General features: G+C 55.3%; 10 protein-coding genes. 2 read left to right on the plus strand and 8 right to left on the minus strand.

The window, feature by feature from the left end; all coding sequences use genetic code 11:
- Positions 1-3: 3 nt before the first annotated feature.
- Positions 4-1,980, minus strand: coding sequence for an excinuclease ABC subunit UvrB (gene uvrB, locus JD108_RS19865; RefSeq protein ID WP_198830198.1), 1,977 nt, complete (start codon positions 1,978-1,980; stop codon positions 4-6).
- Between the two features lie 176 nt (positions 1,981-2,156).
- On the opposite strand from uvrB, the gene JD108_RS19870 reads away from it, so the two are divergent.
- The gene (locus JD108_RS19870; RefSeq protein ID WP_198827656.1) at positions 2,157-2,849 is read left to right on the plus strand and encodes a flagellar hook assembly protein FlgD; all 693 of its coding nucleotides are present in this window, start codon (positions 2,157-2,159) and stop codon (positions 2,847-2,849) included.
- A gap of 14 nt (positions 2,850-2,863) precedes the next feature.
- On the opposite strand, the gene JD108_RS19875 is transcribed toward JD108_RS19870, so the two are convergent.
- From JD108_RS19875 to ftsE, 7 genes are all read right to left on the minus strand, one after another.
- Positions 2,864-4,579, minus strand: a complete 1,716-nt coding sequence (locus JD108_RS19875) for an IS1182 family transposase (protein ID WP_228728225.1) — start codon at positions 4,577-4,579, stop codon at positions 2,864-2,866.
- Between the two features lie 286 nt (positions 4,580-4,865).
- A complete protein-coding gene (locus JD108_RS19880; protein ID WP_198827657.1) occupies positions 4,866-6,551 on the minus strand; it encodes a YcdB/YcdC domain-containing protein in 1,686 nt (561 codons plus the stop codon).
- 231 nt (positions 6,552-6,782) lie between these two features.
- Positions 6,783-8,051 carry a PDZ domain-containing protein gene (locus tag JD108_RS19885; RefSeq protein ID WP_198827658.1) on the minus strand — a complete coding sequence of 423 codons (1,269 nt, stop codon included), beginning with the start codon at positions 8,049-8,051 and terminating at the stop codon, positions 6,783-6,785.
- A gap of 121 nt (positions 8,052-8,172) precedes the next feature.
- Positions 8,173-9,651 carry a S41 family peptidase gene (locus tag JD108_RS19890; RefSeq protein WP_198827659.1) on the minus strand — a complete coding sequence of 493 codons (1,479 nt, stop codon included), beginning with the start codon at positions 9,649-9,651 and terminating at the stop codon, positions 8,173-8,175.
- Positions 9,652-9,750: 99 nt separating this feature from the next.
- Positions 9,751-10,950, minus strand: coding sequence for a murein hydrolase activator EnvC family protein (locus JD108_RS19895; RefSeq protein ID WP_198827660.1), 1,200 nt, complete (start codon positions 10,948-10,950; stop codon positions 9,751-9,753).
- A gap of 24 nt (positions 10,951-10,974) precedes the next feature.
- A complete protein-coding gene (gene ftsX, locus JD108_RS19900; RefSeq protein WP_198827661.1) occupies positions 10,975-11,871 on the minus strand; it encodes a permease-like cell division protein FtsX in 897 nt (298 codons plus the stop codon).
- Positions 11,861-12,547 carry a cell division ATP-binding protein FtsE gene (gene ftsE / locus JD108_RS19905; RefSeq protein ID WP_198827662.1) on the minus strand — a complete coding sequence of 229 codons (687 nt, stop codon included), beginning with the start codon at positions 12,545-12,547 and terminating at the stop codon, positions 11,861-11,863. Before ftsE ends, ftsX begins: the two co-directional genes overlap by 11 nt.
- Before the next feature lie 312 nt (positions 12,548-12,859).
- Here ftsE and JD108_RS19910 point away from each other — a divergent pair, with 312 nt between their 5' ends.
- Entirely contained in the window at positions 12,860-14,017 is a 1,158-nt protein-coding gene (locus tag JD108_RS19910) for an iron-containing alcohol dehydrogenase (RefSeq protein ID WP_198827663.1), read from the plus strand.
- Positions 14,018-14,063: the final 46 nt, after the last annotated feature.

The following is a 14,063-nucleotide window of genomic DNA, read 5'->3' on the forward strand; positions in this document are numbered from 1 at the left end:
TCCTTAGAGCTCTGCCTTCAGCTCAAGAATCAAGTCACGCAATTCCGCCGCGCGCTCGAACATCAGGTTGCGCGCCGCTTCCTTCATCTCTTCCTCCATCCGCTCGATGACGAGCAGACGGTCCTTCTTCGGCATCTTCTTAAACTCGGCATGCGGCAGGTAGTCGGCTTTCTCCTCCGCGACCCTGGTCGCTTCGATGACTTCGCGAACGGCCTTTTTGATCGTCTGCGGCGTGATGCCGTGCTTCTCGTTGTATTCGATCTGGATCGCCCGGCGGCGTTCGGTCTCGCGAATCGCCGCCTGCATCGAATCCGTGATTTTATCGGCGTACATGATGACGCGTCCCTCGGAATTCCGCGCCGCGCGCCCAATCGTCTGAATCAGGGAACGCTCATTGCGCAGGAAGCCCTCTTTGTCCGCATCGAGAATGGCGACCAAAGACACCTCCGGCAAATCGAGGCCTTCCCGCAGCAGGTTGATCCCGACCAGCACGTCGAATTCGCCTAGGCGCAGGGAGCGAAGTATCTGCATCCGTTCAATCGTCTTGATGTCGGAGTGGAGATAGCGGACCTTGATGCCGATCTCCTTCAGATAGTCGGTCAAGTCTTCTGACATTTTTTTGGTCAGCGTCGTCACCAGCACCCGCTCGTCCTTGGCGATGGTCGCTTGAATCTCGCCGATCAGATCGTCAATTTGACCCTTGATCGGGCGTACCGTAACGGTCGGGTCCACCAATCCGGTCGGACGGATGACCTGCTGCACCACCTCGGGGCAATGCTCCAGCTCGTAAGGACCCGGCGTGGCGGAGATGTAGATCGCCTGCTTGATCTTGGCCTCGAATTCCTGGAAGGTGAGCGGCCGGTTGTCCCGCGCCGAGGGCAGACGGAAGCCGTGCTCCACCAGCACGTCTTTGCGGGCCTTGTCTCCGTTGTACATGGCCCGCACCTGCGGCAGGGTCATATGGGACTCGTCGACGATGAGCAGGAAGTCATCCGGGAAATAATCGATAAGCGTATACGGCGCATGTCCTGCAGGCAAGCCGGTCAGATGGCGGGAGTAGTTCTCAATCCCGGAGCAGAAGCCCATCTCCATCATCATCTCAATATCGTAACGGGTGCGCTGCTCCAGACGCTGCGCTTCCAGCAGCTTGCCGGCATCCCGCAATTCGGCTAGCCTCTCCTCCAGCTCGCGCTCAATATTTTGAACGGCGCGCTTCATTTTCTCTTCCCGGGTCACATAGTGGGAAGCCGGGAAGATCGCCACATGGTCGCGCTCGCCTAATATTTCTCCGGTCAGGACATCAATGGATGTAATCCGCTCGATCTCATCACCGAAAAACTCGACGCGTATGGCGTGTTCACTCTGAGACGCGGGAAAAATCTCCACCACATCTCCCCGCACGCGAAACGTGCCGCGCGTAAAGTTGATGTCATTGCGGTCGTACTGGATGTCCACCAGGCGGTGCAGGATTTCGTCCCGTCCCTTTTCCATCCCGACCCGCAGCGACAGCAGAAGCTCGCGGTACTCCTCGGGAGAACCCAAGCCGTATATGCAAGACACCGAAGCGACGATGATGACGTCACGCCGCTCGAACAACGCACTGGTGGCAGAGTGGCGCAGCTTGTCGATTTCGTCGTTGATGCTCGCATCTTTTTCAATATACGTATCCGAGTGGGGAATGTACGCTTCCGGTTGATAGTAGTCGTAGTAGCTGACGAAGTATTCCACCGCGTTGTTCGGGAAAAACTCCTTGAACTCGGCACACAGCTGGGCGGCAAGTGTCTTGTTGTGGGCCATCACCAGCGTCGGCTTATTGACCTTGGCGATCACCTGGGCGGCCGTAAAGGTCTTCCCCGTGCCCGTCGCCCCGAGCAGTGTCTGGTGCCGCTTCCCTGCGAGTACACCCTCCACCAGTCCGGCAATGGCGGTCGGCTGGTCCCCGGACGGCTGAAACTCCGATACCAATTCAAAACGGTCCATTCCCTCGTTCATCTCCTTGTACCTTCTCATTTCCATTATAACACAATCATTCAAAAAATAAGCCGGAAATTCGAACAAATGTTTGTCTTTATTTCCCGGAGCCTTTTGCCGATACCTGTTAAAGAAGCGGCTTTTTCGTCAGATTGACGGACCCGTCCAAGACAGGGAGGTTCACCATGTCCGATACGCGCGTAAATAACAATGCCTATATACAGCCTCACCTCAGCTACAAGGGGAAAAAGGAGTTTAGCACCGAGCTGGATCAAAACGCATTCATGAAGCTGATGCTGGAGCAATTGAAGCAGCAGGATCCGCTCTCGCCGATGGACAACTCCCAATTCCTGCAGCAGACCAGCATGATGACCATGGTGGAAAAAATAACGAAGATGGCCAGCCTGATGGAGCAATCCAACAACAGCATGCTGACCCTGCGCGAGTATGAGAGCCTGGTCGGCCGAACCGCTACCTATGATTTGCAGACAAAGGACGAGCTGACCGGCGAAGTCAGCCACCAGAAAAAATCGGGCGTGATCGAAGCGGTCTATCTCGACCAGGGAAAAATCTATTTCCGCATCCAGGGCGAGGCCACGCCGATCCCACGCGATTGGATTGAGGGCCTGGAGTCCAAGGGCTTGTCCGGCAACAATCTGGACAGCAGCCTGAAGTACGCGCAGATGATCGGCTACGGGATTACCTACACCGAAACCGCCACACAGCCGGACGGCTCGCAGTCGACGAGCGAATCGAGCGGCGTGATTCAAGCCGTCAGCATGAGAAACGGATTGGTTGAATTCGTCCTCGGCGACGGCAAAAAAGTAAAGCTGAATCAGATCGTCGGCTACGAAGCGCAAGCAAGCACGTTTTCATAAGGCAAGAACAGACGTTAGTACGCAGAGAAGGGGGCTGTCCAATAAGTCCCCAAAATAAAAAGTTGGGCGGAAAAACGTAATGTTTTCCGTCCAACTTTTTTGTGCGGCTGCTTTTGCAGGAAAGTAGCGAGGCGGATGCCTGCCACTTTCAATAGATTGTGGGCCAATGCCACAATCCCAAACTCGACGTGAACCTTGTCCAGCCCCCGTAAGGAGAACCGTCGGAACGACCGGTTGCCCTTGAGGTGACCGAACACGCTTTCTACCTCCACTTTACGCCGAGCATAGATCGCGGACTTCTCGTCATCCTCAAGGGCTCTTTTGGCCTTTGCCTTTAACTCTTCCCATATCGTGTTCCAGTGTACCTGGCGATTCCCTTTTGCTTTGGTGCACGAGAGCTTGAGCGGGCAATCGCTACAATCCTCACATTCATAGATCTTGAAGCTTTGCTCCAGGCCAGAAGCGTTTTTTTTCGTCTGGTATTTCTTAAAGCGAACGTATCGACCATTCGGGCAAACAAAGCGATCATCCTGCTCTTCATACGTCCAGTTGGAAGCGTGCCGGATGTCCTTCTGGTATCGTCGGGTTTTCTCCTTCAAATAGTTGCCGTAGGGTATGAGAAACTCAAATCGCGGCTGTTTTTCTTCGCCCATCGCATACAAGTAGTTTTCCTCGCTGCCATAGCCAGCGTCGGCAATCACGGTTTTGGGCATCGGCAACGAAGACGCCGCCAATCGCTCCATATGCGGAATAAAGCATCGTGTATCCGTAGGACGCTGATGGATGCTGTAGAACAAAACAAACTGGTTTTCCGTGGCCATTTGCACATTGTAGCCTGGCTTCAGTTGGCCATTTTTCATGTGATCTTCCTTCATGCGCATAAACGTGGCGTCCGGATCGGTTTTCGAGTAGCTGTTGCGATCGCCAAAGCAGGCTTTCTGCTGCTCATACTTGGCGAAGCGAGGAAGGAAATCCTTCCGAATCTGTTTCAGCGGCCTCTTCAAGGCACTGCGCGCTTTGCGCAAGGCTTTCCGCTCTTCGCTGCCGCTGGTCTGCGTGAGCTGTTCGGTTAAGCCTTCGACTCTTTCCTCCAGCACGGCCGCTGCTTCTTCGAGCTTGGCAGGGAGCTCTTCCGGGTCTGCCGCTGCATATTCGCCAGCTTCTTGCTGCGTGAGCGTATGAATATGCGCAAGGGTGGCCTGCACCTTTTCCTTGAGCTTTTCCTCGAAGCGAAGCGTGGATTTTTTCCACACAAAAGAGTACTTGTTCGCATCGGCTTCAATCTTTGTGCCATCCAAAAAGTACTGCTCCATCGAAATGTAGTTGTCCGCGATGAGCTTGCGGATCATCGTTTCAAACAGTTCGTCCATGAACGCTTTCATGCGCACGCCGCGAAAATCGTTCAAGGTACGGAAGTCAGGCTGCTGCATCGCCGCCAGCCACATGGCCGGGAGGTTCTCACGCAACAGCTTTTCAATACCGCGGCAGGAATAAACCTTTTGTGAGTAGCCGTAAAGGATCACCTTAAGCATCATTTTGGGATGGTAGGAACTGCGGCCTCCGCCCGTGTAATGAGCAAACAACTGCTGATCCGGAATGGCTTCGATCATTTCATCAATGACACGAGCCACATGATGGGTGGGAACATACATCTCCAAATCCAGAATCATCTGAGCCTGCTTGTTGTCGTACGGTTTGAAGGTAGGGGCAAGATGTCGCGTGGGCATCATTTTTTCTTCCACATCCTGTAGAGGAAGAGCCAGTTGCATGGTATAATCATGATTAGTAGTCGTCCGATTACGCAAGAAAATCGTCCTTTCTTGAATTGGTAGTGTGGTAACTTCCATTTTACAAGAAAAGACGGTTTTTTTGTGCTTATTTTTTACATTCAACAAAAACGGGGCGCCCAGAAGTCAGTTTATGCTGACTTTCTGGACAGCCCCCTTTTTTGTTTCGGATCCCCTCTATTTTTCCGTTGTGATTTTCATCTAAGGAATACATCCGCTCTCGCCTTGCTTACTCCTCGGTGATGACTTTTCCTGTCAAGGCATCCACGTACACCGTCGTGTCTACCTTGGATTCCACACCGCAGAAGCAATGCTGTTTCGTCTGGCGGAAGGAGAGGTCGTACGCCAGTTTCCATTCTGCTTCCTTCTCCGCATCCGCTTGCGTCTTTACATAGGCGAGCTCCAGGGGATATGCCTTCAGCAATGCGGCCAGAGCGGCCTGTTCGGAGATCGCCTTTCCGCGCTCCGGATATACGGCATCCTCTGCCGATGCCCGGCTTAGCGACAGGATCGAGCCATTCAGCGGATTCACCTGCACGACAAATGCTCCCTGCTGCTTGCTTTGCCCCTTCTGATAGACAGGAACACCTTCACGGAGAGGATCGGCTACCCAGATGCTGAATTCTTCGTCCCCTTCATCCTTCAGCCGGAACTCATGCGAACCTGTCGGGAGCAGGCGCTCCATCCAGGAGACCGCCGTTTTCAAGTCCCTTTCCTTATCGGTTGGTTTGCGCGGATCTGTACCGTCGTGCCGACTCATTCTGACCAGTTGTCCGGTCTGTTCATCCACCTCGACCAGCACGTGAAGCTTTTGATCGCTTTTCACATCCTCGGGAAACTGGCCGAGGCTGTATACCTTCTCCTCATCCTTCTGCTCTTTGCCAAAGACGCCCCAAATATACAAGCGGGTCTGCGTCTGCTCATCCGCGTAGGAAATGAGCGGCAGCTTATCCAGCTCTGCGCCGGTGATTTCCTTGGCGAAGGCTTTGACTGAGTCTTCCCTTTTTAACGAAGCGTACGTTGCCTTTCCCGTCACGGAGACGGTTTGTCCCTGCTGCGCAGCGTTCGCCAGCGGTTTTCCGCTCATGGCATCTAGGGCGCCGCCCGTATGAGGCCCCTTGACAACTCCGCCTTTGAGGGCGTACACCAATTGGGCCGTTGGCTGCTTGGCGCTGTCAGACTCCGCCTCTGCGCCCGCTTTCTCATCCAGGAGATAGACCAACTCAAGCGGCTTGCTGTCGGCATAGCGCTGAGCGGCAGTAGCCTCCGACATCACGCGCTGCGCAGATGGCATGCCCTGCGGATCGAGGGTCTCGTACATCGCGCCGTTATGCGTCCGGTACCCGATGACGCGCCCAGTCCCGTCAACTGTGACAAAACAGTCGTAAGGATCAGTGAGAGCGACCTGATTATGCTTGCGTACAAAGCGGACGGTCGCCTTGCCTTCCTCATGGGAGACGCTTCCCGCTGTATAGAATTTGCCATGGGGATGCAGGTTTTGCAAAAAGGCGGCGGCTTTCTCCTTTGCGCTTTCATCCGTCAGCTTCCACGCTTGCGTCTGATCCGGCGCTTTCGGCTGCAGATCCAGCACCAGCAATTGTCCATTTTGCGGATCAAAAATGGCCCTGCTGACGGCTTCGTCCGCTCCATTCGTCTTGAGCACAAAAGAGACGCTGTCCCCGCTGACACCAGGTCCGTCCACGGGCCCCTGGTACACTGCCGTGCTGTTCTGCAATTCAGGCAATAGCTTTGCCAATTGCTGAATTCCCTTGGATATCGTCGCCGGAACCGGCATCATCGCGATTTGCTCCTCGGCAGCCACAGCCAGATGAGAATGGATCGGGACGGAAAATAGGCTAGCTGTCGCTACGACTCCTGCACATAAGCGCAAGGCGTGTTTTTTGTATGCCTTCATGGTGAATAATTCCTCCTTTTTCTACTCGTCTAATAGACGATGGGGGGTGCCTTTGCGTTACGCACCACACCGTTAACAATTATAAAGAATTCTAACTATTTCTAACTGTTTCGACACCGCTCTCTCCTATTTCGGACGAGGGCCGCACCGCCCCTGGGATTGGAAAAAGAAAAAGCCCCGCCGAGTCAAGGTCGGCAGAGCCTTCTACAATAGGGAATCGATCCTTCGCGATCAGGCACCCAGATTCAGCTTTTCCAGTTTCTCTTTCACCAGCTGCATGACACTCGCCTGCCGCATATCGACGAACACCCGCGTCGTCGCATCCGGTACGACGATTATCCCCAGCTGATGATGATTGCCCGCATAGACGGCGCACTGGACGAATTTCAGCTCGCCTTCCAGCGTCAGCACTTCCATTTTGCAAAAGGCCGGGTTGGCCTGCAGGGCGGGATACAAGTCTTCTTTGTTGCGCACGGCCTGGCCATTCACCCGGACGATGACCTCGCCGATTCGGACGCCCATCTCCTCCGCGGGCGTGCCGGGCAGCACCGCCATCACTTTTACTCCGCGCGAAGACTGGATAAAAGCCGGGGCCTTTTGCCTTTCCTGCCATTCGCCCAGCCAGAACAAGCCTTCGTGGCCAATCAGCGCAAACAGCGCAGCCAGCAGAATGAGCGGCGGCCACCATACAGCCAGAGCAGTCAGGCCGAGCAGCAGGAGGGCGTAAAAAGTCAATTGTCTGGAAATATGCCCCGCCTTGCGAGCGGGAATCTCCGTCTGCGTCAACGCCGAAAAGCCTGTGACCGAAGGGAGGAGCAAGAGACCATAGGCAGCCGCTTCGGTGCCAAAGAACGGCCAGCCCGCATACAGCTCTCCGCCAAATGCTCCCGCTTCCACGGGCACGAACAGCGCCAGCGGCGTCACCCAGAAAGAATGGAGCAGATACGCTCCGACGATCCGTCCCCGCTGTCCCTCCACGAACATCGGCGACGCATCCCTTCCCCGGTTCCAGCGCACCAAAAACGCTTCGATCAGATGCATCACCGCTACAAGACCGAGCAGCGGCAGCGGCTTTGCCTGGATAAACAGGCTCCATAGCGATCCGATGCCGGGAGTGTGCGTCAAGTCGGGCAACAGCTTCGCCGCCGCGTGAAACAGCGTCAGCAAACCGGCCGCGTAAGCAAAACAGAGGTAGCGCAGTCGGATGAGTGCCAGGATGGCGGCCAATCCCCAGAGCAGCCACAAATCCTGGAGCTGAATCACAATCCCCAGAGCGGCAGCCAATACAGAGATCAACAAGCCGCCGACGATGCCCATGCCCAGGGAGCGGACCGTCTGCTCCAGCGGATGTTGAATGCGAACGGCAAAGAGCTGTCTTTCCAGCAGCATCTGGCGCCGATAGTGCAAGTAAATAAACAGCAGAAACAGGTAAAATACGGGGTTCAGAAAGAAACGGCCAAACCCGGAGAGAACCGCCCCTATATCGCTTTCTATCGCCATCTGTTTCACCTCGTCTGTGAACAGCTTCTGTATCGTCCGAGAAAAAAGAAACCACGGCCATATCGAGCCGTGGTAACCACTTCTACGGAGAGCAGGCAATTCCCTGCCTTTCGCTCCTGGATTATTTTGCTTTTGCCTGCTGGGCCACGACCTCAAGCGCTTTTTGCAGCTGGAGATCATTTTCCGGTTTGCGCATCTCTTCGCGCAGGCTGTCTTCCATCGCAGTCCGCGTCGCCTGATCTACTTTTCCGGTTGCCGGCAGGTTATGCGCGGCCTGGAACTTCTTGACGGCCTGCTCAGTTTTTTCATCAAAGTAGCCGTCGTCCCGCCCGGTCGGAAGCTTCAGTCCGGTCAGGATCAACTGCAGGTTCTTGACGTCATTGCCGGCCATGTCGCGGGCCAGGACCTTGTCTGCGGGAAGCTGCGTGGCGTTAAAGTAGGCGGGCTGCTCTACCTTGACGTCAGGCTCGATTCCTTTTTCATGAATCCAGTTTCCTTTGGGCGTCAGCCACTTGGCGATGGTCAGCTTGAGCTGGCTCTTGTCCGCCATCTCCATCGTGCTCTGAACCGTGCCCTTCCCGAAGGATTTTTCCCCGACGAGCTTGTAGCCGCCGCTTTCGCTCATCGCTCCGGCGAGAATCTCCGACGCGCTGGCGCTTCCGCCGTTAATCAAGACGGCGATGGGATACGGCTTCGCTTCGTCGATTTTGGAATAATACTCTTCATGCTGCTTGGTAGCCGAGCCATACTCAATTTCCACGATCTTGCCCTTCTTCGGTATCAGCGTTTCGCCGATCTCCTTGACGGCCAAGAGATAGCCGCCCGGATTGCCGCGAACGTCGATAACCAACCCGTCCATCCCCTGTTTCTCCAGATCGCTCAGCTGGTCGGCAAAATGTTTCGCGGTCTCCGAGGAGAATTGGCTCAGGTTCATGACGCCGATTTTGACTCCATCTTTCTCCATCAGCTCACTGGTGACGGTCTCGATCGGGATATCGTCGCGGATGCAGACGATCGTGAGCGGCTCCGGCACGCCCGGCCTTACGATCTGCAGAACCGCCTTCGTGCCTTTCGGTCCGCGGATTTTCGTGACCGCTTGGTGCAGATCCAGCCCTTCGAGCGATTCGCCGTTCACGCTGATGATCTGGTCGTTCGGACGCAAGCCCGCACGTTCGGCCGGGGACCCTTTGAAAGGAGAAACCACGGTCACACGTCCGTTTTGCATCGTCACTTCCGTCCCGATCCCCTGAAAGGTGGAATGCAGCGTGGAATTGAATTCCGCTGCGGAGGTCGGGTCCATATAGTCGCTGTACGGATCTTTGAGGGAGCCTACCATGCCGCTGATGGCCCCTTCAACCAGTTGTTCCGTCGTGACATCCTGAATGTATTCCTGCTTGATGGCAGAAAAGGCATCGAGAAGCTTCTTGAATTCCTTCGGGTATTCCTGCTGTCCTCCGCTAAACAGCGCGCCTGCTGCTGCCGTGACAGCTGAGGTGCTCTGCGTGCTGGCTGACGTTTTCAACAATCCCATAGTCAGAAAGCTGCTCGCGACCATGGAAACAAGCACGAGGGCCAACACGGAACGTCCATTCCATTTCATCGTTACGACACCATCCTTTGTGCTCCCCGGTGGAAAAGGTATGCAGCTAGTGTATGCGAAACTGGCAAGCAATATTGCCCAAACATCTCCGGAACAAGCCTATCGCAGGAACGGCATCGGATTCACAGCCACATCATTTTGGTATACGGTAAAATGCAGGTGGTTCCCCGTAGAACGGCCAGTGGAGCCAACCTCTGCAATCTTTTGTCCAACGTCCACTTTTTGTCCGACGGAGACCTTGATGCCACCCTCGCGGATATGGCCGTATAGCGTCGTGATCTCCGGACTGTGTTTGATCATGACGGCGTTGCCGAATCCCCCGTAGTAGCCGGCGAACACGACAATCCCCGGAGCCGCAGCCTTGATCGGCGTTCCTTTTGGCGCTGCCATATCTACTCCATTATGCCCAGCAGAGCGACCGGTAAACGGGTCTTTGCGAACGCCGAAGCCGGAAGTCCAGCGAAACAGTCCGTCATCAATCGGCAGGGCAAGCCGCCCGCCCTTGTAGCCGCTGCTGCTCGAGCTGAGCGCGCGCACTTTTTCAGCGTACTTGGCCTCTTCCTGTTTGACAAGGGCCAATAATTGCTGTCCGTATTCTTCCAGACTCTCGTTCAGCTCTTCTTCCTGCTTTTGCAGCTCGGCCTTCACTACGACGCTGCGCTTGTACTGCTTGTCCAATTCGGCTTTGAGATTTTCCGCCTCTTCGTACATGGCGGCAAATACCGTCAGCTGATGGTCAATCTCGCTTTTCTTCTTTTCGATCGTTTCCTTGTCGCGCTTGTTCTCTTCCAGGATCTTGGTATCCTGCTCAAAAATCAGCTTCAACCCCTGCATACGGGTCAGAAAATCGCCGAAATCCGAGGCGCCCAAGAGTACGTCCAAATAAGACACGGAACCGCGTTCATACATGACCTTGACCCGCGTCCGCAAGAGACTGTCCCGCTTGGCTACGCGTTCTTTGGCCTCATCCAGCTGATCCTGCGCTTCCGCGGCCCTGACCTTGGTCACTTCCATTTCCGCTTCGAGCTTGTCCAGCTTTTTCTGGGTCTCGTTGCGGCGCAGGTCGATGGCCATCAGTTCCGTCTCCAGATCTTTCGCCTGTTTTTTGACAGAAGCAATTTTTTGTTCGGTTTCTTTTACTTGCTTCTTTTGGGCATTCTTCTTTCGCTTAATGGCTTCCAGTTCCTGGTTGATTTTCTCCAGGGATGACTTGCTCGCCGCCCAACTGACGGTGACAGGTGCGACGGACGCGGTCAGCAGGCCGGTTGCCAGGACGGATAACAGTATCTTCTTCCTCATGGTTTTCCTCCCTAACGTGCGTGATTACACCCGCAAGAAACGGCGTACGGACACCAGGCTGCCCCAGATGCCGATAAAGGCGCCGATCGCCAGGAGAGCCAGCGATACTTGGTAGACGAGCGGGAACAGCGGCAACAGTTGGAACATTTGGGATGCGATCAGGCTTCCATTGATGGCGTCGACCAGATAGTGATAGCTGATGATCAGAATGACGATCGGAATCAGCGCGCCGACGAGGCCCATCAGAAGACCCTCGACGAAAAACGGCCAGCGGATAAACCAGTTGGTCGCGCCCACCAGCTTCATGATCTCGATTTCCCGGCGGCGGGCTACGATCGTCAGCTTGATGGTGTTGGCGATCAGGAACATGGCGGTGAAGCCCAGGCCGATGATAAAACCGATGCCGACATTGCGAACCGCGCCGGTGGCGGCAAACAGCTTTTCTACGGTGCCTTCGCCGTAGTTGAGGCTGCTGACGTATTCGAGCTGCTTGATCTCGGATGCGACGGCAGCCGTCTCCTGTGGCAGCTTGGTCTTGACGACAAAGGCGTCCGGGAGCGGATTTTCCTTTTCCATCCCGTCAAATAAGTATGCTTTCTCGCCCAGGCTTTCCCGGAGCTGCCGCAATCCCTCATCTTTGGGAATAAACTGAACCGAGGCTACCTTGGGAATTGCCTTTATTTTTTGCTCAAGAGCGGTAATGTTGTCTTTTGTCGCGAGCGTGTCGATAAAGACGCGAATTTCGACTTGTTTTTCCACGTTTTGCGCAAAGAAGTTTACGTTCATCGCCAGGATGAGAAAGACGCCTAGAATGAGCAGAGTAATGGTCACGGCGCTGATGGAAGCAAAGGTCATCCAGCCGTTGCGGACGAGGTTTTTGACCCCTTCACGGGCGTGGCGTCCCAGCGTTCTAATCTTCATAACCGTATTCCCCTCTCTGTTCGTCGCGGGCAATCTGCCCCGCCTCGATGGCAATCACCCGTTTTCTCATGGTGTTCACAATTTCGCGGTTATGGGTAGCCATGACGACCGTGGTGCCTCGCTGGTTGATCTCTTCAAACAGCTTCATGATCTCCCAGGAGGTCTCCGGGTCCAGATTTCCGGTCGGTTCGTCGGCAATGATGATCCCGGGGTTGTTGACCAGCGCGCGGGCCAAGGCGACGCGCTGCTGCTCACCGCCGGACAGCTCTCGCGGCAGCATTTTGGCCTTGTGCTTCAGCTTGACCAGGCCGAGCACATCCATCACGCGGGGCTTGATCAGCTTGGGGGAAGCTTCGATCACTTCCATCGCAAAGGCGACATTTTCGAAAACGCTCAGCGTAGGGAGCAGTTTGAAATCCTGGAAAACGACGCCGATGCTGCGGCGGACCGTGGGGATTTGGCGCTCCTTGATGCGGCTGACATTGAAGCCCCCGAGGAAAATCTGCCCCTTGGTCGGCTTTTCTTCGCGGTACATTAATTTAATAAAGGTGGATTTTCCCGCGCCGCTCGGACCGACGACATAGACAAACTCACCTTTTTCAATACGTACGTTAATCCCTTTGAGGGCGTTGGTGCCATTCGGGTATGTTTTCCATACGTCAAACATCTCGATCAAGCCAATCACATCCTACATTGTCAGATCTCTCTGTATACAAGCTGCAGATCTTAGATTTTGGGTGCTGATCCGACAGAGATTGCTACCATCCGTCGGCCGATGCCGCGAGCTGTTCTCGCTCGACAGCAGATATAGTCATCTTCCCTATTATACCACCCTGTTTCGATCATGGTATCCACTAAATCTCTCATTTCTTGTCGAATCGGCATTTCGCCGGGCTTGTCTTCGCACTTTGCCGGGCTCGCGAACTGGTTTGAACGGGGGGGATTGGCTACAATAGAGAGGAATACAGGGTGTGGAGGGAGCTTTACCATGAACAATTTCGTTTACCGTAATCCGACTGAATTGATCTTTGGTGCAGGACAATTGTCCCATTTGCCTGAAAAGGCCCGGCAGCTTGGCTCCACTGTCCTGTTGGTATACGGGGGCGGCAGCATCAAGCGCTCCGGCCTCTATGACCAAGTCACGGCCCATCTTGCAGAGGCAGGCTGCCGCGTCATTGAACTGCCCGGCGTCGAGCCGAACCCGCGCCTCGCCACCGTGAAAAAAGGCATCGAGCTCTGTCGTCAGGAGCGAGCAGACTGGATCCTGGCGGTCGGCGGAGGAAGCGTGATCGATGCGGCCAAGGCGGTGGCTGTCGGCGTCCCCTATGACGGCGATGTTTGGGATTTCTATCTGCGCCGCGCGGTGCCAGAGAAAGCCCTTCCCCTCGGGACCGTGCTGACCCTCGCAGCTACGGGCTCCGAGATGAATCGCAGCAGTGTCGTCACCAATTGGGAGACCCAGGAGAAGCTGGGAGCGAGCACGACATTTCCTGCCTTCTCCATCCTCGATCCGACGTACACGTTCACCGTCCCTCGCGATCAGACCATCTACGGCATTTGCGACATGATGTCGCATGTTTTTGAACAGTATTTCAGCCATACGCCGGAAATCCCGCTACAGACCCGCTTCGCCGAATCGATTCTGAAAACGGTCATCGAAAATGCGGAGCGCGTCCTGGAGAAGCCTGCCGATTACGACGCGAGAGCCAATCTGCTCTACTGCGGCACGATGGCACTGAACGGCACACTGCCCGTCGGGGTGGAGACGGACTGGGCCACTCACAAGATCGAACATGCTGTCAGCGCCATCTACGACATCCCCCACGGCGGCGGTCTTGCGATCATCTTCCCGAAATGGATGCGCTACGTCTACCGGGAGAATGTGGAGCGCTTCAGCCGCTACGCCACAGAAGTCTGGGGGATCGATGCGGACGGCAAGACGGACGAGGAGCTGTCCCTCGCCGGCATCGAAGCGACCGAGGCCTTCTTCGCCCGCATCGGGGCGCCGACCCGCCTGGCCGATTACCAGATCGGCGAGGAGAACTTGGATGCCATGGCAGAAAAAGCGACGCCCTTCGGCCCGATCGGCAACTTCAAGCAGTTGACCAGCACAGATGTGCGAGAGATTTTGCGGATGTGCCTGTAGTTTGATCCAGTCGGCCCGCCGCATGCAAAAAGGATAGGAGCCGGAT

This window comes from Brevibacillus composti, assembly GCF_016406105.1.
In the GTDB taxonomy this organism is placed as follows: Bacteria; Bacillota; Bacilli; order Brevibacillales; family Brevibacillaceae; genus Brevibacillus; species Brevibacillus composti.

Bases quoted from the DNA above. Each gene is read 5' to 3' on its own strand.
- uvrB (WP_198830198.1), bottom strand. From the start codon at position 1,980: ATGGACCGTTTTGAATTGGTATCGGAGTTTCAGCCGTCCGGGGACCAG.
- JD108_RS19870 (WP_198827656.1), top strand. From the start codon at position 2,157: ATGTCCGATACGCGCGTAAATAACAATGCCTATATACAGCCTCACCTC.
- JD108_RS19875 (WP_228728225.1), bottom strand. From the start codon at position 4,579: ATGATGCCCACGCGACATCTTGCCCCTACCTTCAAACCGTACGACAAC.
- JD108_RS19880 (WP_198827657.1), bottom strand. From the start codon at position 6,551: ATGAAGGCATACAAAAAACACGCCTTGCGCTTATGTGCAGGAGTCGTA.
- JD108_RS19885 (WP_198827658.1), bottom strand. From the start codon at position 8,051: ATGGCGATAGAAAGCGATATAGGGGCGGTTCTCTCCGGGTTTGGCCGT.
- JD108_RS19890 (WP_198827659.1), bottom strand. From the start codon at position 9,651: ATGAAATGGAATGGACGTTCCGTGTTGGCCCTCGTGCTTGTTTCCATG.
- JD108_RS19895 (WP_198827660.1), bottom strand. From the start codon at position 10,950: ATGAGGAAGAAGATACTGTTATCCGTCCTGGCAACCGGCCTGCTGACC.
- ftsX (WP_198827661.1), bottom strand. From the start codon at position 11,871: ATGAAGATTAGAACGCTGGGACGCCACGCCCGTGAAGGGGTCAAAAAC.
- JD108_RS19910 (WP_198827663.1), top strand. From the start codon at position 12,860: ATGAACAATTTCGTTTACCGTAATCCGACTGAATTGATCTTTGGTGCA.